General features: G+C 52.0%; 28 protein-coding genes. 25 read left to right on the top strand and 3 right to left on the bottom strand.

Features of this window, described 5'->3' with window-relative positions; genetic code table 11:
• Positions 1 to 76: 76 nt before the first annotated feature.
• The 22 genes from mlaD (at position 77) to tatC (ending at position 15,806) form a co-directional block, all read left to right on the top strand.
• A complete protein-coding gene (mlaD, locus tag ACO0K9_RS07265; RefSeq protein WP_422983297.1) occupies positions 77 to 556 on the top strand; it encodes an outer membrane lipid asymmetry maintenance protein MlaD in 480 nt (159 codons plus the stop codon).
• Positions 553 to 1,335 carry an MlaA family lipoprotein gene (locus ACO0K9_RS07260; protein WP_422983295.1) on the top strand — a complete coding sequence of 261 codons (783 nt, stop codon included), beginning with the start codon at positions 553 to 555 and terminating at the stop codon, positions 1,333 to 1,335. Before mlaD ends, ACO0K9_RS07260 begins: the two co-directional genes overlap by 4 nt.
• A 140-nt stretch (positions 1,336 to 1,475) precedes the next feature.
• Positions 1,476 to 2,123, top strand: coding sequence for an MlaC/ttg2D family ABC transporter substrate-binding protein (locus ACO0K9_RS07255; protein ID WP_422983293.1), 648 nt, complete (start codon positions 1,476 to 1,478; stop codon positions 2,121 to 2,123).
• A gap of 30 nt (positions 2,124 to 2,153) precedes the next feature.
• The gene (locus ACO0K9_RS07250) at positions 2,154 to 2,429 is read left to right on the top strand and encodes an STAS domain-containing protein (protein ID WP_422983290.1); all 276 of its coding nucleotides are present in this window, start codon (positions 2,154 to 2,156) and stop codon (positions 2,427 to 2,429) included.
• Positions 2,430 to 2,769: 340 nt separating this feature from the next.
• Complete coding sequence (locus tag ACO0K9_RS07245) at positions 2,770 to 3,690, top strand: ABC transporter ATP-binding protein (protein WP_422983288.1); 921 nt, start codon at positions 2,770 to 2,772, stop codon at positions 3,688 to 3,690.
• Between the two features lie 5 nt (positions 3,691 to 3,695).
• Positions 3,696 to 4,451, top strand: a complete 756-nt coding sequence (locus ACO0K9_RS07240) for an ABC transporter permease (RefSeq protein ID WP_422983803.1) — start codon at positions 3,696 to 3,698, stop codon at positions 4,449 to 4,451.
• A 55-nt stretch (positions 4,452 to 4,506) separates the two neighbouring features.
• A complete protein-coding gene (locus tag ACO0K9_RS07235; protein WP_422983286.1) occupies positions 4,507 to 4,743 on the top strand; it encodes a BolA family protein in 237 nt (78 codons plus the stop codon).
• Entirely contained in the window at positions 4,743 to 5,993 is a 1,251-nt protein-coding gene (murA, locus tag ACO0K9_RS07230; RefSeq protein ID WP_422983284.1) for a UDP-N-acetylglucosamine 1-carboxyvinyltransferase, read from the top strand. The genes ACO0K9_RS07235 and murA overlap by 1 nt, the downstream gene beginning before the upstream one ends.
• A complete protein-coding gene (gene hisG / locus ACO0K9_RS07225) occupies positions 5,993 to 6,655 on the top strand; it encodes an ATP phosphoribosyltransferase (protein ID WP_422983282.1) in 663 nt (220 codons plus the stop codon). The genes murA and hisG overlap by 1 nt, the downstream gene beginning before the upstream one ends.
• A gap of 8 nt (positions 6,656 to 6,663) precedes the next feature.
• Positions 6,664 to 7,980 (top strand): histidinol dehydrogenase, encoded by a 1,317-nt coding sequence (gene hisD, locus ACO0K9_RS07220; RefSeq protein WP_422983280.1) that lies wholly within the window; start codon positions 6,664 to 6,666, stop codon positions 7,978 to 7,980.
• Between the two features lie 37 nt (positions 7,981 to 8,017).
• Complete coding sequence (locus ACO0K9_RS07215) at positions 8,018 to 8,791, top strand: DNA-methyltransferase (protein ID WP_422983278.1); 774 nt, start codon at positions 8,018 to 8,020, stop codon at positions 8,789 to 8,791.
• 123 nt (positions 8,792 to 8,914) lie between these two features.
• Complete coding sequence (hisC, locus tag ACO0K9_RS07210) at positions 8,915 to 10,003, top strand: histidinol-phosphate transaminase (protein ID WP_422983276.1); 1,089 nt, start codon at positions 8,915 to 8,917, stop codon at positions 10,001 to 10,003.
• Positions 10,000 to 10,602 carry an imidazoleglycerol-phosphate dehydratase HisB gene (gene hisB, locus ACO0K9_RS07205; protein WP_422983274.1) on the top strand — a complete coding sequence of 201 codons (603 nt, stop codon included), beginning with the start codon at positions 10,000 to 10,002 and terminating at the stop codon, positions 10,600 to 10,602. The genes hisC and hisB overlap by 4 nt, the downstream gene beginning before the upstream one ends.
• A 31-nt stretch (positions 10,603 to 10,633) precedes the next feature.
• Complete coding sequence (gene hisH / locus ACO0K9_RS07200; RefSeq protein ID WP_422983272.1) at positions 10,634 to 11,272, top strand: imidazole glycerol phosphate synthase subunit HisH; 639 nt, start codon at positions 10,634 to 10,636, stop codon at positions 11,270 to 11,272.
• A 102-nt stretch (positions 11,273 to 11,374) separates the two neighbouring features.
• On the top strand, positions 11,375 to 12,166 hold the full coding sequence (gene hisA / locus ACO0K9_RS07195; protein ID WP_422983270.1) for a 1-(5-phosphoribosyl)-5-[(5-phosphoribosylamino)methylideneamino]imidazole-4-carboxamide isomerase: 792 nt from the start codon (positions 11,375 to 11,377) through the stop codon (positions 12,164 to 12,166).
• A complete protein-coding gene (gene hisF / locus ACO0K9_RS07190; protein ID WP_422983268.1) occupies positions 12,163 to 12,927 on the top strand; it encodes an imidazole glycerol phosphate synthase subunit HisF in 765 nt (254 codons plus the stop codon). The genes hisA and hisF overlap by 4 nt, the downstream gene beginning before the upstream one ends.
• A complete protein-coding gene (gene hisI, locus ACO0K9_RS07185) occupies positions 12,924 to 13,325 on the top strand; it encodes a phosphoribosyl-AMP cyclohydrolase (RefSeq protein ID WP_422983266.1) in 402 nt (133 codons plus the stop codon). Before hisF ends, hisI begins: the two co-directional genes overlap by 4 nt.
• A 24-nt stretch (positions 13,326 to 13,349) precedes the next feature.
• On the top strand, positions 13,350 to 13,703 hold the full coding sequence (locus ACO0K9_RS07180) for a phosphoribosyl-ATP diphosphatase (protein ID WP_422983264.1): 354 nt from the start codon (positions 13,350 to 13,352) through the stop codon (positions 13,701 to 13,703).
• 47 nt (positions 13,704 to 13,750) lie between these two features.
• Positions 13,751 to 14,122, top strand: a complete 372-nt coding sequence (locus ACO0K9_RS07175) for a histidine triad nucleotide-binding protein (RefSeq protein WP_422983262.1) — start codon at positions 13,751 to 13,753, stop codon at positions 14,120 to 14,122.
• A gap of 112 nt (positions 14,123 to 14,234) precedes the next feature.
• On the top strand, positions 14,235 to 14,453 hold the full coding sequence (gene tatA / locus ACO0K9_RS07170) for a Sec-independent protein translocase subunit TatA (RefSeq protein WP_422983260.1): 219 nt from the start codon (positions 14,235 to 14,237) through the stop codon (positions 14,451 to 14,453).
• Positions 14,454 to 14,499: 46 nt separating this feature from the next.
• Entirely contained in the window at positions 14,500 to 14,985 is a 486-nt protein-coding gene (gene tatB, locus ACO0K9_RS07165; protein WP_422983256.1) for a Sec-independent protein translocase protein TatB, read from the top strand.
• Positions 14,986 to 15,029: 44 nt separating this feature from the next.
• A complete protein-coding gene (tatC, locus tag ACO0K9_RS07160) occupies positions 15,030 to 15,806 on the top strand; it encodes a twin-arginine translocase subunit TatC (RefSeq protein ID WP_422983254.1) in 777 nt (258 codons plus the stop codon).
• Here tatC and ACO0K9_RS07155 read toward each other — a convergent pair.
• Complete coding sequence (locus ACO0K9_RS07155) at positions 15,789 to 16,466, bottom strand: DUF2461 domain-containing protein (RefSeq protein WP_422983252.1); 678 nt, start codon at positions 16,464 to 16,466, stop codon at positions 15,789 to 15,791. The genes tatC and ACO0K9_RS07155 overlap by 18 nt on opposite strands.
• A gap of 6 nt (positions 16,467 to 16,472) precedes the next feature.
• The gene (locus tag ACO0K9_RS07150) at positions 16,473 to 17,648 is read right to left on the bottom strand and encodes a Do family serine endopeptidase (protein ID WP_422983250.1); all 1,176 of its coding nucleotides are present in this window, start codon (positions 17,646 to 17,648) and stop codon (positions 16,473 to 16,475) included.
• A gap of 7 nt (positions 17,649 to 17,655) precedes the next feature.
• On the opposite strand from ACO0K9_RS07150, the gene ACO0K9_RS07145 reads away from it, so the two are divergent.
• Positions 17,656 to 18,423, top strand: coding sequence for a Nif3-like dinuclear metal center hexameric protein (locus ACO0K9_RS07145; protein ID WP_422983248.1), 768 nt, complete (start codon positions 17,656 to 17,658; stop codon positions 18,421 to 18,423).
• Between the two features lie 219 nt (positions 18,424 to 18,642).
• Here ACO0K9_RS07145 and mscL read toward each other — a convergent pair whose 3' ends face one another.
• On the bottom strand, positions 18,643 to 19,062 hold the full coding sequence (gene mscL / locus ACO0K9_RS07140) for a large conductance mechanosensitive channel protein MscL (protein ID WP_422983246.1): 420 nt from the start codon (positions 19,060 to 19,062) through the stop codon (positions 18,643 to 18,645).
• Positions 19,063 to 19,416: 354 nt separating this feature from the next.
• Here mscL and petA point away from each other — a divergent pair, with 354 nt between their 5' ends.
• On the top strand, positions 19,417 to 20,031 hold the full coding sequence (gene petA, locus ACO0K9_RS07135) for a ubiquinol-cytochrome c reductase iron-sulfur subunit (RefSeq protein WP_422971913.1): 615 nt from the start codon (positions 19,417 to 19,419) through the stop codon (positions 20,029 to 20,031).
• A complete protein-coding gene (locus ACO0K9_RS07130; RefSeq protein WP_422983801.1) occupies positions 20,031 to 21,443 on the top strand; it encodes a cytochrome b in 1,413 nt (470 codons plus the stop codon). The genes petA and ACO0K9_RS07130 overlap by 1 nt, the downstream gene beginning before the upstream one ends.
• Positions 21,444 to 21,449 lie beyond the last annotated feature (6 nt).

The raw sequence follows: 21,449 nt of genomic DNA, 5'->3' as shown, positions 1-21,449 counted from the left end.
ATACAGGCAGCGCATACGGATTGATTTGTTGATGCCTCGCTCAATGGCTGGCTAACAAAATGTAGGAAAAAAGAAAATGCAAAAAAAATCTCTGGATTTCTGGGTAGGTCTGTTTGTGGTGCTCGGCGCTCTGGCTTTGCTGTTCCTGGCGCTGAAGGCCGGTAACCTGAGCTCGCTCTCATTTGAGCAAACCTATTCCGTAACGGCACGTTTTGACAATATCGGTGGCCTTAAACCACGGGCGGCGGTGAAAAGCGCAGGCGTGGTGGTCGGTCGTGTCAGCCAAATCAAATTCGATGATAAAACCTTCCAGGCTACGGTCGTGATGGATCTGGAAAAACGCTACAAATTCCCGCAAAACTCGTCTATCAAGATTTTGACGGCTGGTTTGCTGGGCGAACAATACATAGGTCTGTCACCTGGCAGCGATGAAGAAAAAGTCCTGGTTGCCGGTGACAGAATTAAATATACACAGGATGCCATTGTGCTGGAAAACCTGATCAGCCAATTCCTGTTTAGTAAAGCCGCGGATGGCAATACGGAAGAGAAAAAATGAAATCCCAATCCCCATTCCCTGCATTCTCCGGGTTACGCAGACTGCTTCCCCTGTTATTGCTACTTACCAGCATCGTGTTGACGGGATGTAGCACGGTCACGGTAGAAAAGATCAAGGACAAGGCAGACCAAACCCTTGATGTACTGAGCACCAAGACCAATATCGGTAAAAACCCGCGTGATCCGCTTGAGGGTTTTAACCGTGCCATGTTCAGTTTCAATGACACCGTCGATCAGGCGATCGTCAAACCGGTGGCGGAAGGCTATCGTGCTGCTTTGCCGACGTTTGTGCAAACCGGTGTCGGTAACTTTTTCAGCAATATCGGCGATGTCTGGAATGCAGTGAACAATATATTGCAGGGCCGCGTCAATGATGGCGTCACCGATGTGATGCGTTTTGCGGTGAACACCACCTTTGGTATTGGTGGTTTGCTGGACATCGGCTCTGCTGCCGGTATGCCCAAGCACAATGAAGATTTTGGACAGACTTTGGGCAAATGGGGTGTCAAGTCCGGACCTTACCTGGTGTTACCGGTGTTGGGGCCATCAACGGTACGTGATGCGCTGGCGACCCCGGTTGATTTGAAAGGTGATTTGTGGACATACAAGCGGCCGGTCTACGTGAAAAACATAGGCACAGTGTTGCGCCTGGTGGATAAACGGGCATCGGTGCTGGATGCCGGCAGTTTGCTTGAAGAAGCGGCGCTGGATAAATATGTATTTTTCCGGGATGCCTATTTGCAACGTCGTGCAGGTCAGGTGAATCCTGACGACGATTAAAATTATTGTATTTGTGCAAATTATTTGCCGGATCTGCTGATCTGGTGTGCACAAATTGTAAGAAATAATAACTGCCGTCAACCTGCTTGCAGGCTGGCAGGTTAACGCGATATGCATATCGCATAAAAAAGGAATAAAAAATGAAGAATCTAATCACAAAAATAATTGCTCTGACCTTGCTTGGTGTGACCCTGTTCAGTGGTAATGCCATGGCGCAACAGGAAGCGCCGGATGTATTGATCAAGCGTCTCAGTCAGGAAATTCTGGATCTGGCCAAGAACGACAAGGAAATTCAGGCCGGTAATCAAAAACGTGTCTATGACATGGTGGAAAGCAAGATCCTGCCGTTTATCGACTTCCCACGCATGACATCGCTGGCTGCCGGTAAAAGCTGGAAAGAAGCCACGCCTGAGCAGCAAAAGCAGCTGACCAATGAATTCCGCACCTTGTTGGTGTTCACTTACTCTGGTGCTATAGCCCAGATCAAGGATCAGCGCGTGGAATTCAAGCCTATGCGTGCGGCAGCTGAAGACACTGAGGTGGAAGTGCGTTCCCAGGTGATTCAGACCCGTGGCGAGCCTCTCCAGTTGAACTATCGCCTGGAAAAATTGCCAGCCGGTTGGAAAATTTTTGACATCAATGTACTCGGTGCCTGGTTGGTGGAAACCTATAAAGGCAGCTTTTCAGCAGAAATCACCAAGTCTGGTATCGATGGCCTGATCAAGACACTGTCTGAAAAAAATAAGAAACTGGCATCTTCCGGGGCTGCCAAGGCTGCTGCAAAATAAGCATGACGAAAATAAGCTGACGAGGTATTTGTGTATAAAGTAACAGGCGAGCTATGCCATGACAATGCCCCCGCAGCAGTGACTGCGGGCTTGTCTGCGATTGCCTCGGGGCAATTAGCTTTTGATTTATCTGAATTGAGCAAGATAGATTCCAGTGCCGTGGTTGTCATGATTGAATGGCAACGTAACGCCTTGCAGCAAGGTAAAGAATTGCAATTCCAGGGACTGCCAGCCAGTCTGCTCAGCCTGATCGCTTTATATGGCCTGAGCGAACAGTTTCAGGTCACCGTTCCAGAACGACATTGACGCTTCTTAGAACCTGATTACGATCTGTAGCGAGCGTCAGCGGGAGTAAGGGTAACAAAAAACGCAGCGCAAAAAGCGGAATGTACTTAAGTACATGAGCATTTTGAGCAGCACATGAGCCCCGATCACGCATGCGCAGTAAGATCGTAAACAGGTTCTTGCCTGGCGGCGTCGTGCTGCTAGCCACCGAAATGCACAGTACCTACCCATGAAGCTGTGCCATTTCAGATCAAATCCGGAAAATCCCCTATAATCAAAGGTTTCGCCACCTGAATGGCGTTTAGCCCAAGCTTCCGGTTCTTTCTACCCCTGATGAGCACGTAAGTGCAAACAACGCCAGATGGCAGCCATACAAATTACCAATATACAAAAACGCTACCAGTCGCTACAAGCACTGGGTGGTGTTTCACTCACGGTTGAAGAAGGTGAGTTCTTCGGCTTGCTGGGCCCAAATGGTGCTGGCAAGACCACGCTGATTTCCATACTGGCGGGCTTGAACCGGGCTGATGCTGGCAATATCACTGTGCAAGGGCACGATGTGGTCAGTGATTATCGCAATGCGCGCAAGAAGCTTGGTGTGGTACCACAAGAACTGGTGTTTGATCCTTTCTTCACGGTACGTGAAACCTTGCGCATGCAATCCGGTTACTTTGGCCTGAAAAACAATGACAAATGGATAGACGAGGTGATGGAAAACCTCGACCTGACCAATAAGGCCGACACCAATATGCGTGCCCTGTCCGGCGGCATGAAGCGCCGGGTGCTGGTGGCCCAGGCACTGGTGCATAAGCCACCCGTCATCGTGCTGGATGAACCGACTGCAGGTGTGGACGTCGAATTGCGTCAGACGCTGTGGCAATTCATCGCCCGTCTGAACCGCGAAGGCCATACGGTCGTGTTGACCACCCATTACCTGGAAGAGGCGCAGGCCCTGTGCAATCGCATCGCCATGCTGAAACTGGGCCAGGTAGTGGCACTGGACAGTACGGCCAACCTGATCAAACGCATTTCTGGCTCGCAGTTGCGGATTACGCTGGCGGCCAGTGGTGTGGTTGCGTTGCCAGTCAGCCTGCGCGACAAAGTCATTACCCATGAAACACCGTCTGACCCGCGTTCGTTTGCCCTGCGTGTGACGGACTACAACCAGGTCGAAGGCATGCTGGCAGCTTTCCGTGCCGATGCTTGTGTCATAGAAGATATGCATTTACTGCAAGCCGATCTGGAAGATGTCTTCCTGCAAATCATGGAGGGCTCCAAATGAGCAGCATGACGGGCTTTAATACACTGTTCTACAAGGAAGTCTTGCGTTTCTGGAAGGTGGCCACCCAGACCATTACTGCACCTATCATGACGGCTTTGTTGTATCTGCTGATATTCGGCCACGTGCTGGAAGAACATGTACAGGTGTATCCGGGCGTGAAATACACGGCTTTCCTGGTGCCGGGCCTGGTGATGATGAGTGTTCTGCAAAATGCCTTTGCAAATTCGTCGTCGTCGCTGATACAGTCCAAGATCACCGGCAACCTGGTGTTTATTTTATTGCCACCCTTGTCGCACTGGGAAATATTCAGTGCCTATGTACTGGCGGCCATCCTGCGTGGTATTGCCGTTGGTGCCGGGGTTTTTATCGTAACAGCCTGGTTTGCCGACCTGCATTTTGTTGCGCCCTGGTGGATAGTGATTTTTGCCTTCCTTGGTGCTGCCATGTTGGGTACTATGGGTTTGATTGCCGGGATCTGGGCAGAAAAATTTGATCAGCTCGCGGCTTTTCAAAATTTTCTGATCATGCCTGCCACCTTCCTGTCGGGCGTGTTTTATTCCATACATTCCCTGCCAGGTATCTGGCAAAGCATTTCGCGCTTCAACCCGTTTTTCTACATGATAGACGGCTTCCGCTTTGGATTCTTCGGCAAGTCCGATGTTGATCCTTTGCATAGTTTGATGATTGTTTGCGTGTTCTCGGTTTTGTTGGCAAGCATCGCCATCAATATGTTAAAACGCGGATATAAGTTGAGACACTGAATACCGCACTACCTACAACACCAATTGCGTCACCATTTGATCAAGAAAGTTAGCCGTGTTTCCTACGCCCGAACAAATTAAACATTACATAGCAGCCGGTCTGGAATGTACGCACCTGGAAGTCGAAGGCGATGGCCAGCATTTCAAGGCCGTGATCGTCTCCACGGCCTTTGCCGGCAAACGCCCGATACAACGCCACCAAATTGTGTACGCCGTGCTGGGTGACCGCATGCGCGAAGAAATACATGCCCTTTCGATGAAAACCCTGACTCCTGAAGAGTACGCCGCATAATGGATAAATTATTGATTACAGGCGGCAATCGCCTGAATGGTGACATACACATCTCCGGTGCCAAGAACGCGGCACTGCCTATCCTGTGCGCAGGCTTGCTGACCTCGGGTGACGTGGTTTTGCATAATGTGCCATCGTTGCAGGATGTCAGCACCATGCTGAAACTGCTGCGTCAGATGGGTTTGCAAGTGACGCAGGAAAATGGTGTGACTACCCTGAACGGTGCCGCCGTCGACAAACTGGAAGCACCGTATGACCTGGTGAAAACCATGCGCGCGTCGATACTCGTGCTGGGCCCTCTGCTGGCGCGTTTTGGTGAAGCCAAGGTGTCCCTGCCTGGCGGTTGTGCGATAGGTTCGCGTCCTGTGGATCAACACATCAAGGGCCTGCAAGCCATGGGTGCCGAGATCACCATAGAAGCTGGTTACATCCATGCCAGGGCAAAAAAACTCAAGGGTGCACGCATAGTCACTGACATGATTACCGTGACAGGTACAGAAAATCTGTTGATGGCAGCCACGCTGGCCGAAGGCGAAACCGTGCTGGAAAATGCAGCGCGTGAACCGGAAGTCACCGACCTGGCCAACCTGCTGCTTGCCATGGGTGCGAAGATAGAAGGCATAGGCACTGACCGCCTGGTCATCCAGGGTGTGGATAGTCTGCATGGTGCGACCCATACCGTGATCGCCGACCGCATAGAAACCGCAACCTTCCTGTGTGCCGTAGCTGCCACTGGTGGTGACATCACTTTGAAAAACACCCGTAGTGACATCCTGGATGTCGCTCTGGATAAATTGCGTGAAGCGGGCGTGATATTGACGACCGGCCCCGACTGGATACGTGCGCAAATGAGTGGCCGCCCCAAGGGCGTCGGTTTCCGTACTACCGAATACCCCGGTTTCCCGACCGATATGCAGGCGCAATTCATGGCGCTGGACTGTATTGCCCAAGGTACCAGCATTGTTACCGAAACGATATTTGAAAATCGCTTCATGCATGTACAGGAAATGAACCGTCTGGGCGCGAAGATAGAAATCGATGGCCACACAGCGATTGTGAATGGCGTCGATAAGCTGGTCGGTGCACCGGTGATGGCAACCGATTTGCGTGCCTCTGCTTCGCTGGTGATTGCTGCTATGGCAGCAGAAGGTGAAACCCTGATTGACCGTATCTACCATCTGGATCGCGGCTATGACCGCATGGAAGTCAAACTTTCCGCAGTTGGTGCACAGATACAGCGAGTCAAATAATGTCTTCACAACTGACATTGGCCTTGTCCAAGGGCCGCATCTTTGAAGAAACCCTGCCCCTGCTGGAAGCAGCGGGCATACGCGTGACCGAAGACCCGGAAAAATCGCGCAAGCTGATTTTGGCCACCAATGATCCCGATGTACGCGTCATCATCGTGCGTGCTTCTGACGTGCCTACTTATGTGCAATATGGCGCTGCCGATTTCGGCGTGGCCGGCAAGGATGTCTTGCATGAACATGGTGGCGCTGGCCTGTACCAGCCTATCGATCTGAACATTGCCAAATGCCGCATGTCGGTGGCTGTATCGCTTGGTTTTGATTATGAAAACGCCGTGCGCCAGGGTGCGCGCCTGCGTGTCGCTACCAAGTACACGGAAACCGCACGTGAGCATTTCGCCAGCAAGGGAGTGCACGTGGATTTGATCAAGCTGTATGGTTCGATGGAACTGGCACCGCTGGTAGGCCTGTCGGATGCGATTGTTGACCTGGTCAGCACCGGTAGCACCCTGCGTGCAAACAACCTGGTTGAAGTTGAGCACATCATGGAAATTTCTTCACGTCTGGTGGTGAACCAGGCAGCGCTGAAGTTGAAACGTGAACGCTTGCAACCCATATTGGAGGCATTTGATCGTGCCTCCAAAGCAAATGCATCATTGACCTAGAGAATAGCATGGCATCCCTGATTACCCGGCTTGACACTGCCGATGCAGATTTTTCCAGGAAACTGACTTCCCTGCTGGCCTTTGAAGCCAGCGAAGATGAGGCGATAGATCGCGCTGCAGCGCAGATTCTGGCCAGCGTCAAAGCCAGTGGTGACACCGCCGTGCTGGAAGCGACCAATCGCTTTGATCGCCTGAATGCCAGCAGTGTCGCCGCGCTGGAGTTGTCACAGGAAGAAATGCATGCGGCACTGGCATCACTGAATACAGAGCGTCGCGCAGCGCTGGAAACCGCAGCGGCACGCGTACGTGCCTATCACGAAATTCAAAAGACAGAATGTGGCTCTGCCGGTTTCAGTTATACCGAAGCTGATGGCACCGTGCTGGGACAAAAAGTCACGCCGCTGGATCGCGTTGGTATCTACGTACCCGGTGGCAAGGCAGCTTATCCCTCATCGGTATTGATGAATGCGATACCGGCCAAGGTAGCTGGCGTCAAAGAAATCATCATGGTCGTGCCTACACCAGACGGTGTGAAGAACCCGCTGGTATTGGCAGCGGCCGCGATTGCCGGGGTTGATCGTGTATTCACCATTGGCGGTGCCCAGGCTGTCGGGGCGCTAGCGTATGGTACTGCAACGATTCCTGCTGTCGATAAAATCGTTGGTCCCGGCAATGCCTATGTAGCTGCTGCCAAGCGTCGTGTGTTTGGTGTAGTCGGCATCGACATGATCGCCGGTCCGTCAGAAATTTTGGTCTTGTGCGATGGCACGACCGACCCGGACTGGGTCGCCATGGATTTGTTCTCACAGGCAGAACATGACGAGCTTGCGCAATCCATTTTATTGTGCCCGGATGAAGCGTATATCGAAGCCGTGCAGGCCAGCATTGTCAAGCTGTTGCCTGCCATGCCCAGGCATGCAGTGATCCGTACTTCGCTGGCGAATCGTGGTGCACTGATCAAGGTGCGTGATATGGATGAAGCCTGTGAAATTGCGAATAGCATTGCGGCTGAACATCTGGAAATTTCTGCAGAAAATCCGCAACAATGGGCAGACAAGATACGCCATGCCGGTGCCATGTTCCTGGGCCGTTATTCATCTGAAGCCCTGGGTGATTATTGCGCTGGTCCCAACCACGTATTACCGACTTCGCGTACTGCGCGATTTTCTTCACCATTGGGCGTGTATGATTTCCAAAAGCGTTCATCCATGATCCATGTCAGCGAGCAAGGTGCGCAGACCCTGGGTAAAGTGGCGGCCGAACTGGCCTACGGCGAAGGCTTGCAAGCCCACGCGCGTAGTGCAGAATTGCGACTCAAGCCATGAAAGAAAAACCGCAGCCTGAGATGAATACCTGCATATGATGGCTGACTGGCGTAACCAGGTGTTTTGTGAAGATGCGCTGCAAGGTCTGGCGCGCCTGCCCGACGCCAGCATCGATTTATTGCTGGCCGACCCGCCATATGGTCTGGGCAAGGATTATGGCAATGATTCTGACAAGATGGAATCTGCCGCCTACCTCGAATGGATGGCGCAATGGGTGGACCTGGCCCTGCCCAAGCTGAAGGCGAATGGCAGTCTGTACATTTTTCTGACCTGGCGTTATTCACCGGAAGTTTTTGTCATGCTCAAGCAACGCATGAGCATGATGAATGAAATCATCTGGGACAGACGGGTGCCATCCATGGGTGGCAGTGTGCGCAAGTATTCATCTGTGCATGACACCATAGGCTTTTTTGTCAAAGCCAAGGATTATTATTTTGACCTGGATGCGATACGCATCCCGTATGATGCAGCCACCAAGAAAGCGCGCAGCCGGAAAATTTTCGAAGGCGCGAAGTGGCTGGAAATGGGATTCAATCCCAAAGATGTCTGGAGTGTGTCGCGCCTGCACAGAGAGCATGCCGAACGCGAAGAACATCCTACCCAAAAACCGCTCGAAATCATCGAGCGCATGATCAAGGCTTCCTGCCCACCCGGCGGTGTTGTTCTCGATCCCTTCATGGGCAGCGGCACCACCGCCGTAGCTGCCAAACGTTGTGGGCGTGATTTTGTCGGTTTCGAATTGAACCCAGACTATTGCGCAATGATAGAAAATCGCCTGGCCCTGATCGATACGGAAGAACTTCCTGCCTGATTGATTCTGGTGGTCTGCGCGATTTTCAATATAGAGTGGACTGTACGGTAGTAGTTGAAGGCGGAGTATTTGTCACGCGCCCTTCACTTCTGCTTCGACCGTTGCACTCCATTAGCCCTGAACATGGAGCAAGAATTGAGCATCACCAAACTGATACGCCCTGAAATCGCCAGCCTGTCCGCCTACCACGTGCCGGATGCCAGCGGTTTTCTGAAACTGGATGCGATGGAAAATCCCTACCAGTTGCCAGCGGACATGCAACAGGAACTGGCCCGGCATCTGTCGGGTGTGGCACTTAACCGTTACCCACAACCAGCCTATGCCAGCCTCAAGCAATTAATTGCCGACAAGCTAGGCGTGCCTGCAGCGCATGACATCGTGCTGGGTAATGGCTCGGATGAACTCATCAGCATGGTATCCATCGCCTGTGCCAAACCTGGTGCCAAGGTATTGGCCCCCGTACCTGGCTTTGTCATGTATGCGATGTCTGCCCTGTTTGCCGGACTGGAATTTGTCGGCGTAGACCTGAATGCAGATTTCACGCTGAACAAAGTCGCCATGCTGGCTGCTATTGCCGAGCATCAACCTGCCATCATCTATCTGGCCTATCCAAATAATCCCACCGGCAGTTTGTATGATGCCGATGACATGGTCGCGATTTTGCAGGCAGTCGGCAACCAGGGCATCGTCATCGTTGATGAAGCGTATCAACCCTTTGCCCAGGCCAGCTTCATGCCCAGACTGGCGGAATTTGATAACCTGGTGGTCATGCGTACCGTGTCCAAGTTGGGCTTGGCAGGTATACGCCTGGGTTATATGGCTGGAAATAATGCTCTGATGCATGAATTTGAAAAAGTGCGTCCGCCCTACAACATCAATGTGCTGACCCAGGCGGCGGCAGAATTTGTGTTGGCAAGAGTGGAAGTACTGGATGCCCAGGCAGCAGAATTGCGCCAGCAACGCACTGCCCTGATGGCTGCGATGGCAGGTTTGCCAGGCGTGCAAGTGTTCCCGTCGGCTGCCAATTTTGTGTTGATTCGTGTTGCGAATGCCGAACAAGTCTTTGTGAAATTACGCGAACAAAAAATTTTAGTCAAAAATGTAGGTAAAATGCATAATCTGCTGGGAAATTGTCTGCGCATTACAGTCAGTACCCGGGAAGAGAATGCTCTTTTTCTTGCTGCCCTGGCAGCATCTTTATCATCAAAATGAACAAGCCAATTGAACGCATTGCGGCGGTTACCCGCAATACCAATGAAACGCAAATCCGTGTTGCCATTAATCTGGATGGCAGCGGCCAGCAAAAACTGAACACCGGTGTGCCTTTTCTTGACCACATGCTGGATCAGATCGCCCGTCATGGCCTGATCGATCTGGACATAGAAGCCGTTGGTGATCTGCATATCGATGCCCACCACACCGTGGAAGATGTCGGTATTACGCTGGGCCAGGCATTTGCCAAGGCGATCGGTGATAAAAAAGGTATACGCCGTTATGGCCATGCCTATGTGCCCCTGGATGAGGCACTGTCACGCGTGGTCATCGATTTTTCTGGCCGCCCCGGCCTGGAATACCATATTCCCTTTACCCGCGCCATGATAGGCAATTTTGATGTGGACCTGACCCGTGAATTCTTTCAGGGCTTCGTCAATCATGCCCTGGTGACCTTGCACATCGACAACTTGCGCGGCGACAACTCCCATCATCAGTGCGAAACCGTATTCAAAGCTTTTGGCCGCGCCTTGCGCATGGCAACCGAGCTGGATGCGCGTGCCGCGGGGACCATACCTTCGACCAAAGGCAGCCTTTAAATCCTGATACCAGCCTTGCTGGTAAATCATTATGAACAAAATTGTTGTTGTAGACTACGGTATGGGCAATTTGCGCTCGGTAGCGCAAGCCCTGCGTGCCGTTGCGCCGGATGCCGATGTATTGATCTCTGGCGAAATCGCCGATATCCAAAACGCTGACCGCATCGTCTTGCCGGGGCAGGGGGCCATGCCCGATTGCATGAGTTGCCTGCGTGAATCAGGCTTGCAAGATGCCTTGCTGGAAGCTGCCCGTAACAAACCGTTGTTCGGTGTTTGCGTAGGCGAGCAAATGCTGTTTGACATCAGTGAAGAAGGTGAAACACCCGGCCTGGGCCTGTTGCCCGGCAGAGTGGTACGCTTTGCGCTGGAAGGTCAGTTGCAGGAAGATGGCTCGCGTTACAAAGTGCCGCAAATGGGCTGGAACCGCGTGCATCAATCGCGGTCTCACGCTTTGTGGCAAGATATTGCAGACGATGCTTATTTTTATTTTGTGCACAGTTACTATGCGCGCCCTGCCGATGGCCTGCATACCGTCGGTCTGACCGATTATGGTAGCCCGTTTGCCTGCGCAGTAGCCCGCGACAATATTTTTGCGACACAGTTTCACCCTGAAAAGAGTGCAGCAGCCGGCTTGCAACTGTATAAGAATTTTGTACACTGGAAACCTTAAGCGCATTTTTTCCTGAACAGGTTTTTTTGCTTTTCAGTTTTACTAATCAGTTTTACTAATCACTTTTATTGTCTATCTGACGCCCACACTTTTTCTCATATCATGCTGCTCATTCCTGCTATCGACCTGAAAGACGGTCACTGCGTACGCCTTAAACAAGGTGATATGGACCAGGCTACCGTGTTTTCCGAAGATCCTGCTGAAATGGCGCGCCACTGGCTGCGCCAGGGCGCTCGCCGCCTGCATCTGGTGGATCTGAACGGTGCTTTTGCCGGCAAGCCCAAAAATGAGGCTGCGGTCAAAGCCATCATCCAGGCCGTGCGTGACTATGCCGAAGAAACCGATACCGAAGAAATTCCCGTGCAGCTAGGCGGCGGTATCCGCGATCTGGACACGATAGAACGTTATCTCGACGATGGCCTGTCCTACATCATCATTGGTACTGCAGCGGTCAAGAACCCTGGCTTCCTAGCAGATGCCTGCAGCGCTTTCCCGGGCCAGATCATCGTCGGCATCGATGCCAAGGATGGCAAGGTGGCGACGGATGGCTGGAGCAAATTATCCGGCCATGAAGTCATCGACCTCGCCAAGAAATTTGAAGACTACGGTGTCGAAGCCATCATCTATACCGACATTGGCCGTGACGGCATGATGGGTGGCGTCAACATTGATGCCACGGTCAAGCTGGCGCAAGCGGTCAGCATCCCTGTGATTGCCTCTGGCGGCGTGCACAATCTGGCGGATGTGGAAGCCTTGTGTGCGGTCCAGGATGAAGGTGTTGAAGGCGTGATTTGTGGCCGTTCGATTTACGAAGGCACCCTGGATTTGTCGTCAGCACAAGATCGTGCCGATGAACTCAGCGGTGAATTCGACGACGAAGAAGAGATGGAATGAGCTTAGCCAAACGTATTATCCCTTGTCTCGATGTGACTGCTGGTCGCGTTGTCAAGGGCATTAATTTTCAGGAATTGCGCGATGCCGGTGACCCGGTAGAAATCGCCCGTCGTTATGATGGGCAGGGCGCAGATGAAATTACTTTTCTCGATATCACCGCCTCCTCCGACGGACGCGACCTGATCTTGCCGATTATCGAAGCCGTGGCTTCGCAAGTGTTTATTCCGCTGACAGTCGGTGGCGGTGTGCGCACGGTGGCTGATGTGCGCCGTCTGTTGAATGCCGGTGCCGACAAGGTTGGTATCAATACCTCGGCAGTCACCAACCCGCAACTGGTGGCGGATGCGGCGCATAAATATGGTTCGCAATGCATAGTGGTTGCCATTGATGCCAAGAATGTAGCGCCCGGCAAGTGGGAAGTATTTACCCATGGTGGCCGCAATGCCACTGGCCTGGACGCGGTTGAGTGGGCTCAGCATATGGCGAAACTGGGTGCCGGTGAAATCCTGCTGACCAGTATGGACAAGGATGGTACCCGTTCCGGCTTCGATCTGGGCCTGACCCGTGCGGTGTCGGATGCCGTGTCCATCCCCGTGATTGCCTCTGGCGGCGTGGGTGGTCTGCAAGACCTGGCGGATGGTATCAAAGTCGGCGGTGCGGATGCCGTACTGGCGGCCAGTATTTTCCATTACGGACAACATACAGTAGGTGAAGCAAAGCAATTTATGGCGGCACAATATATTCCCATGAGGTTGTCATGAGCGCGGCAAAATGGTTGAACAAGGTCAAATGGGATGAAAATGGCCTGGTGCCTGTCATCGCCCAGGAAGCCAGCAGCAATGACGTACTGATGTTTGCCTGGATGAACCGGGATGCCCTGTCAAAAACGGTAGAGCTGGGTGAGGCCGTGTACTGGAGCCGTTCCCGCAAGAAGCTTTGGCACAAGGGCGAAGAATCGGGCCACATCCAGAAGGTCAAGGAAATCCGCATCGATTGCGATGAAGATGTGGTTTTGCTGAAGATAGAACAGATTGACAGCATCGCCTGCCACACTGGCCGTCATTCCTGCTTTTTCCAGAAATTTGAAGGTAGCCTCAATGATGGTGACTGGGAAGCGGTTGATCCTGTACTGAAAGACCCCGAAAACATTTACAAATGAGCATTTACAAATGAGCGCGGCGAAATGACAGCTACACAAGAACAGACTTTGCAGCGCCTGGCAGACATCATAGAAAGTCGCAAACTGGCGAATGGTGGTGATCCGGACAAATCGTATGTGGCCCGACTGTTTTCCAAGGGTGATGACGCCATATTGAAAAAGATAGGCGAAGAAGCAACGGAAACCGTGATGGCCGCCAAGGATGCGCGGGTCTCCGGTGATGTTAGCAAGCTTTTATATGAGTGCGCTGACCTGTGGTTTCACTCGCTTGTCATGTTGGCGCAGTATGATCTCAGCCCTCAACAGGTGCTGGATGAGCTGGCCAGGCGCGAGGGTATTTCTGGTATAGACGAAAAAGCGGCACGCAAGGATGCGTGACCGGTCTCAAAATAATCATGCATCTTGTTGAAATGAACGGGTAAAACGTGGATAACTGCATTTTTTGTAAAATCGCCGCCAAACAGATTCCTTCCGCCAGTGTCTATGAAGATGAAGAATTACTGGCTTTTAAAGATATCAACCCTGCTGCCCCGGTGCACCTGCTGATTATCCCTAAAATCCATATCGATGCCTTGTCTTCAGTACAGCAGGAACATACGGTTTTGTTGGGTAAAATGCTGGCTTTGGCCCCAAAACTGGCGCAAGAACAAGGTTGTGCCCCAGTGCAACTGGCGGATGGCAGCCTGTCCGGGGGGTATAAAACCCTGATCAACACCGGACCGGATGGCGGGCAAGAGGTGTATCATCTGCATATGCATGTGATCGGCGGACCCAAACCATGGCGTGGGCAACGCTGAGACTGGCTTGACTGTGCGAGAGAATAAGCGTTATGGTCATCGGATTCTCGTCAGGACTGGGCGTTCTGATCATCATATTTATCGGGAGCAAGTCTCTCACAAGGAGTAAGTAATGGGTTCATTAAGTATTTGGCATTGGCTGATTGTTCTGGTGGTAATCGTACTGGTATTTGGTACCAAAAAACTGGGTAATGTCGGTTCTGATCTGGGCAAAGCAGTCAAGGGCTTCAAGGATGGGATAAAAGGCGAAGAGGAAAAAACTGCTGCTTCCCAGCAGGTTGCCGATAAAAGCACTATAGACGTAGAAGCAAAAGAAAAATCCAAGTTGTGATGTTTTTTTTGACTGTTCATCCGGATTTCTTGCCCAGGTCTGACCAATGATAGATTTGGGTATTAGCAAACTCGCCTTGATTGGTGTGGTTGCTTTGATAGTGATAGGCCCTGAAAAATTGCCCAAAGTGGCAAGGATGGCCGGTACCCTGCTGGGACGGGCGCAGCGCTATATCAATGAAGTGAAATCCGAAGTCAGCCGCGAAATCGAGCTGGAAGAGTTGCGCAAGATGCAAAAGGATGTGCAGGAAGCTGCCCAGAATGTCGAGCAATCGATACATCAGACCTGGTCAGAAACCGAAAATGAACTGCGTAACATCGGTCAGGAAACCGAATCTGCACTCTTGCATACCGCAACGCCGGAACAACTGGCAGTCAAGGTAAAAAATTTCCGTCGCAAGAAATTGGCCCGCACTTCTGCCGTACCAGCCTGGTACAAAAATCGTCATGGCCAAAGACAGAAAATCATCTCAGGCTCGGCTAGGATGGCACGCCATCGCGTAACAGCCCGTTCTGGCAGTAGCTTCTTTTAATTGTCGCTTATGTTTTTGCGTTTTTATAATCTGGCGGTATTCGCATGAGCGAGCAAACGGAACACAGTCCTGAAGAAAGTTTCATCTCGCACCTGGTCGAATTGCGCGACCGGCTGGTCAAGGCCATGTATGGCCTGCTGATTGCCTGTGCTGCCCTGATGGCATGGCCAGGCCCATCGGCGATCTATGACTTTCTTGCAAAACCCATGCTGGCATCTTTGCCGGCAGGGTCAAAAATGATCGCGACAGGCGTCATATCACCGTTCCTGGTACCGATGAAAGTCACCTTGCTGATGGCTTTCATGCTGGCGTTGCCGTGGATACTTTACCAGGCCTGGGCTTTCATCGCTCCCGGCTTGTACACCCATGAAAAACGCCTGGTTGCACCGCTGGTGATTTCTTCATCGGTGCTGTTTCTGAGTGGCGTCGCGTTTTGTTATTTCCTGGTGTTTGGCCGCGTCTTCAAATTCATCAATGAATTTGCACCTGCTTCCATCAGCGTGGCGCCAGACATAGAGAACTATCTGGATTTCATCATTTCCATGTGCCTGGCGTTTGGGGTGACGTTTGAAGTGCCGGTGGTGGTGGTGGTGCTGGTACGCATGGGCCTGGTACCACTGGAAAAACTCAAGGCCATACGCCCCTATGTCATTGTGGGCGCCTTTGTGATTGCCGCCATCGTGACACCACCCGACATCGTCAGCCAGTTTTCGCTGGCGGTACCGATGATTATCCTGTTTGAACTGGGTTTGCTGATTGCCCCCCTGTTTGTGAAGGCAACCCAGGCACCCGAATCGACAGAATCAAACGGCGGGCACTGACCTCAACCAGCTTACCAGCGGCTTCGCGCTCTGGTAGGCTTTCAGCAGGGTGGCTTTCAGATCATCCGTATCCATACCCTTGAGCGGGCATTCTGTCCACACCATGAAATTCTTCAGCTTGATCTGCTCTATGTGGGGCAGATCAGCATCAAAGCCTTTCGGCGGACGTTGCAGTTTGCCTTCATCCTGTAAGACACCAAAATACTGTTTCAGCTTCTTGTCCTTCAAGACCTTGGCAAAGCCATCCGGGTCAGCCACGATGTGATTGCGTATCGCTTTCAGGCGGTCTGAAGGCGGCATGTATTCTCCGCAGGCATAAAACAGGCGGCCAGTCCCATCCATCTGAAAATAATAGGCTGGCCCGCCACCTTCGCTGGGTTTTTTGCGTCCGTTGGGCACGATGGACGAAGAAAATGTGGTCTTGTAGGGTGACTTGTCATGGGCAAAACGGACGTCACGGTTGATGCGGAACAGGGCTTTTTTGGGTTCCAATCCGGCAATGGAGGGATCAAACCTGCTGATGTCGGCGATCAGTTCTGTTACCAGTTGCAAAAATTCTGCGCGCAAGATGTCATAGCGCGGCTTGTTCATGACAAACCAGGCGCGGTTATTGTTATCGCCCAGTTCGGACAGATAAGCTTGTAAATCAATCAGGTGCATGGGGTTTTACTCTCTCTGTTCTTCTTTGCGTGCCGGTGGGCGTTTGCCTATCAGGACTTCCAGTGTGGGTTCCTTGGTGTCACGCAAGACAGTAATTTTAGCCTTGTTGCCAGGTTTTAGCTGAGCCACCAGATTCAGCATCTGGGTGGTGTCGCCAACGGCTTTGCCTTCTATCGCAATCAGAATATCACCTGGCTTCATGCCGGCCTTGTCGGCCGGGCCACCACGGATGACGCCAGCAATGATGGCACCGGATTTTTGCTTCAGGCCAAAACTGTCAGCCAGTTCAGGGGTGATGTCTTGCGGTTCCACACCTATCCAGCCGCGCACCACATGGCCATTGGTGATGATGGATTCCATCACCAGTTTGACGGTGGACACTGGAATGGCAAAACCGATGCCGACCGAGCCGCCATTTTGCGAATAAATCGCGGTATTGATGCCGAGCAGGTTACCGTTCACATCCACCAGTGCACCACCAGAATTACCGGGATTGACAGCAGCATCGGTCTGGATAAAGTTTTCAAAGGCATTGTCGGTCAGGTTATTGCGACCCAGGGCAGAAATAATGCCCATGGTGACAGTCTGGCCGACACCGAAAGGATTGCCTATGGCCAGCACGACGTCGCCGACGCTGGCCTGGTCCGAACGACCAAGGGTGATGGCCGGTAAATCGGTCAAATCGATTTTGATGACGGCCAGATCGGTTTCCGGATCGGTACCCACCACCTTGGCATTTGCCTTGCGGCCATCGGCCAGCGCGACTTCGATGTCGTCCGCAGATTCAACGACATGGTTATTCGTCAGGATATAACCCTGGGTGCTGACGATCACGCCAGAACCCAGGCTGGACAGGCGTTCTGCCTGCGGATTTTGCTGGTCGCCAAAAAAACGCTTGAGGAAAGGGTCATTCAACAGCGGATTGTGACGTTGCCTGACTTCTTTTGAGGTATAAATATTGACCACCGACGGCATCGCATGCTTGGCCGCTGCGCCGTAAGAACTTTGTGCCGGCACGCTGTTGGCCGGTGCTTCCTTGACGGTGACACCTGCGTTCAAGGGCAAATCCTGGCCTGCGCGATAACCGCCTTTTACCCACCCGGGTTTCAAGGTGGTTACAATAAACCATATCGCCAGGCCGACAGTGACAGTTTGGGCAAACAATAACCAAAGACGACGCATAGTGAGAATGAGTATGAAATCAGTGAATCGGGATGAACTGGGACAGTTTTTGGCAAAAGAATTGCAAGTCAATTACTTTCGTGATTATTGCCCAAATGGCTTGCAGGTGGAAGGGCGCGATACAATAAAACATATAGTCAGCGGCGTGACTGCCAATCTGGCCCTGCTGGAGAGGGCGATAGAACTGCAGGCGGATGCCGTATTGGTGCACCATGGCTATTTCTGGCGTGGCGAAGACATGCGCGTGATCGGCCAGAAACACCGCCGCTTGAAACTGTTACTGAAGCATGATATCTCGCTGTTTGCTTATCATCTGCCACTGGATGGGCATGCAGAACTGGGTAACAACATCGGCCTGGCCCGCTGCCTGGGTTTGTTGCCGGATGGGCGTTTTGGTGAAAATGACCTGGGCTGGCTGGGGCGGGCAGACAATGTGCAACTCAACACCATGGCTGACCTGGCGCTGCACGTAGAGCTTAAACTGGGGCGCAAGCCCTTGCTGGTTGGTGATCCGGCAACACCGCTGGGACGCATTGCCTGGTGTACCGGTGCCGCACAAAACATGCTGGATCAGGCGATTGCGGCGGGTGCCAGTGTCTATCTGAGTGGGGAAATTTCAGAACCTACGGTACATCTGGCGCGGGAATCAGGGGTTGCCTACCTGGCTTGCGGCCATCATGCGACTGAGCGTTTTGGCGTGCAAAGCCTGGGTAACTTCATTGCTGCGCAACTGGGCATACAGCATAGCTTCGTGGATATTGATAATCCGGTGTAGCGACACCCGGTGTGGCGACACCCGAAGCAACTCTCCCTTGCAGACAAGGGAGAGAGTATGTCCTTAGAACCTGTCTACGATCTTACTGCGCGGGCGTGATCGGGGTTCATGCGCTGCTCAAAATGCTCATGGTCTTAAGTACATTCCGCTTTTTGCGCTGCGTTTTTTGTTACCCTTACTCCCGCTGACGCTCGCTCGCTACAGATCGTAAACAGGTTCTTACTTCTTCAATGCATCGCGTATCTCGCGTAACAACAGGATGTCTTCGGCAGTCACTGCTGGTGCCGGTTCTGGTGCTGGCTCTGCCTTTTTCATCGCGTTCACCAGTTTCACCATCTGGAAAATCACAAAAGCCAGGATGACGAAACCGACGCTGACCGTAATGAAATTACCGTAAGCGATCACACCACCAGCCTTTTTGGCTTCCGCCAGTACCAGATGCGTGCCCTGGCCATTCAGCGGGATATAGTAATTGGAAAAGTCCAGGCCACCGACGATACGGCCGATGACAGGCATGACGATGTCGCCGACCAGCGAATCAACGATTTTGCCAAAGGCGGCACCGATAATGACGCCAACGGCCAGATCGACGACATTGCCACGGCTGACAAAGGTTTTAAATTCTTGCAACATACTCATGAAAGTCTCCTGTTTGATGGGCTTGACGGATATGCATGTCATGCCCCGCATCTTGCACCAAATATAAGTGACAAGATTTTAATGCCCAAATCATATGAAAAGGGGAGGGAATTTTGTCAATTTTGTTTTCGATCCCCAAGCAAATGCCAAATCCCGATGGGAATTCTGGACTTTAAACAGATTTAAGACTAGCTGAAGCACGCTATTGAGGGGCTAAATGTCAAAAAAAGCCTTCAAGTTGGCGATTCGGATATCTTTTTCTTTAAAACCATACCCGCCTCATTTATAATTTAAGGTTGCTAGAAGCTGGGTTGTGCTTCATCAAGTTTTGATTATTGACAGAATGGGGTTGGTATGAGTATCGAAAAGCAGGTCGATTCCGGCCGTCGCGGTTTGCTCGTCGCCACTTGCGCGGCGGGTGGTGTGGCAGGCTTGGCAACGGCAGGAGCGCTGGTAAGCACTTTCCAGCCATCCGAGCGTGCTAAGGCAGCAGGCGCGCCGGTGGAAGTGGATATTTCGGCCTTGAAACCGGGTGAAATGACGACCACGGAATGGCGCGGTAAGCCAGTATGGATACTGAAACGTACGCCAGAAATGATGGCGAGTCTGGCCAAGACAGAAGACAAGGTAGCCGATCCAAAATCGGAAAAGCCCTACACCATGGAAATGCCGGACTATTGCGAAAAGCAAAGCCGTTCACGTAAAGAACACAGCGATATCCTGGTGGCAGTCGGTATCTGCTCCCACCTGGGGTGCTCTCCAAGTTCCAAATTCCAGGAAGGTGCACAGCCATCCTTGCCGGATGACTGGAAAGGCGGCTTCCTCTGCCCATGCCACGGTTCGACTTTTGATCTGGCTGGCCGTGTATATAAAAACAAACCAGCGCCTCAAAATCTGGATGTGCCTCGTCACATGTTTTTATCAGACACCAAAATCATCATCGGTAAAGATGAGAAAGGCGAGGCTTAATCATGGCATTTGTTGAGAAAAAACTCCCGGCGGACGCTCCTGTCGTGGACAAGGCCTTGAACTGGGTAGATTCCCGTTTTCCGCTGACCAAGCTGTGGAATGATCAATGGGGCAAGTACTACGCGCCCAAGAACTTCAATTTCTGGTACATCTTCGGTTCCCTCGCCATGCTGGTGCTGGTTATCCAGATCGTTACCGGTATTTTCCTGGTCATGCATTACAAACCAGATGCGACGCTGGCGTTTGCGTCGGTTGAATACATCATGCGTGATGTGCCGTGGGGTTGGCTGGTGCGCTATATGCACTCAACGGGCGCTTCGGCATTCTTTATCGTCGTGTACCTGCACATGACCCGTGCTTTCCTGTACGGTTCATATCGCAAGCCACGTGAACTGATCTGGCTGTTCGGTTTTGCCATCTTCCTGTGCCTGATGGCCGAAGCTTTCTTCGGTTACCTGCTGCCATGGGGCCAGATGTCTTACTGGGGTGCACAGGTTATTGTTAACTTGTTTGGTGCCATTCCTTTCATCGGTCCTGATCTGTCTCTGTGGATCCGTGGTGACTACGTGGTGTCTGATGCGACATTGAATCGCTTCTTCTCTTTCCATGTCATCGCTATTCCCCTGGTCTTGCTGGGCCTGGTGGCCGCTCACTTGATCGCCTTGCATGAAGTGGGTTCGAACAACCCTGACGGTATCGAAATCAAGGATAACCTGGGACCGGACGGTCACCCTGTTGATGGCGTGCCTTCTCACCCTTACTACACTTTCCACGATATTTTTGGCGTGACTGTGTTCCTGACGATTTTTAGTGCAGTTGTCTTCTTTGCACCAGAAATGGGTGGTTACTTCCTGGAATACAACAACTTTATCCCGGCTGATTCCCTGAAAACGCCTCCGCACATTGCACCGACATGGTATTTCACGCCGTTCTACTCGATTCTGCGTGCAACTACTTCCGAGTTCCTGTATGTCGTACAAATTGGTGCCGCTGCTTATGTTGCACTGGTCTGGCTGACAACCAAGCTGCCGCAATTGCTGAAGATCGCCATTGCACTGATCGCTCTGGTTGCCATCATCGGCATGACACCTTTCGGTCTCGATGCAAAATTCTGGGGTGTGGTATTGTTTGGCGGTTCTGTCGTGATCCTGGCTTTCTTGCCATGGCTGGACGTCTCCCCAGTTAAATCAATACGTTATCGCCCTGACTGGCACAAATATGTGTACATCGTATTTGGTATTGTGTTCGTGACGCTGGGTTATCTGGGCGTGGAACCACCTTCACCAGTTCGTGAGCGTATTTCTCAAGTTTGTGCGGTCATTTATTTCGGCTTCTTCATGCTGATGCCATGGTGGAGTGCAATGGGAACATTTAAGCCCGTGCCCAAGCGCGTTACATTTGCAGCGCACTGAGAAAAA

The organism is Undibacterium sp. Ji50W (assembly GCF_049340445.1).
GTDB lineage: Bacteria > Pseudomonadota > Gammaproteobacteria > Burkholderiales > Burkholderiaceae_D > Undibacterium.
Note: the sequence above shows the minus strand (reverse complement) of the source record. Positions and strands in the feature narration are given on the sequence as shown.

Excerpts from the sequence above, each read along its gene's own strand:
- mlaD (WP_422983297.1), top strand. The coding sequence starts at position 77 with ATGCAAAAAAAATCTCTGGATTTCTGGGTAGGTCTGTTTGTGGTGCTC.
- ACO0K9_RS07260 (WP_422983295.1), top strand. The coding sequence starts at position 553 with ATGAAATCCCAATCCCCATTCCCTGCATTCTCCGGGTTACGCAGACTG.
- ACO0K9_RS07255 (WP_422983293.1), top strand. The coding sequence starts at position 1,476 with ATGAAGAATCTAATCACAAAAATAATTGCTCTGACCTTGCTTGGTGTG.
- ACO0K9_RS07245 (WP_422983288.1), top strand. The coding sequence starts at position 2,770 with ATGGCAGCCATACAAATTACCAATATACAAAAACGCTACCAGTCGCTA.
- ACO0K9_RS07240 (WP_422983803.1), top strand. The coding sequence starts at position 3,696 with ATGACGGGCTTTAATACACTGTTCTACAAGGAAGTCTTGCGTTTCTGG.
- murA (WP_422983284.1), top strand. The coding sequence starts at position 4,743 with ATGGATAAATTATTGATTACAGGCGGCAATCGCCTGAATGGTGACATA.
- hisG (WP_422983282.1), top strand. The coding sequence starts at position 5,993 with ATGTCTTCACAACTGACATTGGCCTTGTCCAAGGGCCGCATCTTTGAA.
- hisD (WP_422983280.1), top strand. The coding sequence starts at position 6,664 with ATGGCATCCCTGATTACCCGGCTTGACACTGCCGATGCAGATTTTTCC.
- ACO0K9_RS07215 (WP_422983278.1), top strand. The coding sequence starts at position 8,018 with ATGGCTGACTGGCGTAACCAGGTGTTTTGTGAAGATGCGCTGCAAGGT.
- hisC (WP_422983276.1), top strand. The coding sequence starts at position 8,915 with ATGGAGCAAGAATTGAGCATCACCAAACTGATACGCCCTGAAATCGCC.
- hisB (WP_422983274.1), top strand. The coding sequence starts at position 10,000 with ATGAACAAGCCAATTGAACGCATTGCGGCGGTTACCCGCAATACCAAT.
- hisH (WP_422983272.1), top strand. The coding sequence starts at position 10,634 with ATGAACAAAATTGTTGTTGTAGACTACGGTATGGGCAATTTGCGCTCG.
- hisA (WP_422983270.1), top strand. The coding sequence starts at position 11,375 with ATGCTGCTCATTCCTGCTATCGACCTGAAAGACGGTCACTGCGTACGC.
- hisF (WP_422983268.1), top strand. The coding sequence starts at position 12,163 with ATGAGCTTAGCCAAACGTATTATCCCTTGTCTCGATGTGACTGCTGGT.
- hisI (WP_422983266.1), top strand. The coding sequence starts at position 12,924 with ATGAGCGCGGCAAAATGGTTGAACAAGGTCAAATGGGATGAAAATGGC.
- ACO0K9_RS07180 (WP_422983264.1), top strand. The coding sequence starts at position 13,350 with ATGACAGCTACACAAGAACAGACTTTGCAGCGCCTGGCAGACATCATA.
- tatA (WP_422983260.1), top strand. The coding sequence starts at position 14,235 with ATGGGTTCATTAAGTATTTGGCATTGGCTGATTGTTCTGGTGGTAATC.
- tatB (WP_422983256.1), top strand. The coding sequence starts at position 14,500 with ATGATAGATTTGGGTATTAGCAAACTCGCCTTGATTGGTGTGGTTGCT.
- tatC (WP_422983254.1), top strand. The coding sequence starts at position 15,030 with ATGAGCGAGCAAACGGAACACAGTCCTGAAGAAAGTTTCATCTCGCAC.
- ACO0K9_RS07155 (WP_422983252.1), bottom strand. The coding sequence starts at position 16,466 with ATGCACCTGATTGATTTACAAGCTTATCTGTCCGAACTGGGCGATAAC.
- ACO0K9_RS07150 (WP_422983250.1), bottom strand. The coding sequence starts at position 17,648 with ATGCGTCGTCTTTGGTTATTGTTTGCCCAAACTGTCACTGTCGGCCTG.
- ACO0K9_RS07145 (WP_422983248.1), top strand. The coding sequence starts at position 17,656 with ATGAGTATGAAATCAGTGAATCGGGATGAACTGGGACAGTTTTTGGCA.
- mscL (WP_422983246.1), bottom strand. The coding sequence starts at position 19,062 with ATGAGTATGTTGCAAGAATTTAAAACCTTTGTCAGCCGTGGCAATGTC.
- petA (WP_422971913.1), top strand. The coding sequence starts at position 19,417 with ATGAGTATCGAAAAGCAGGTCGATTCCGGCCGTCGCGGTTTGCTCGTC.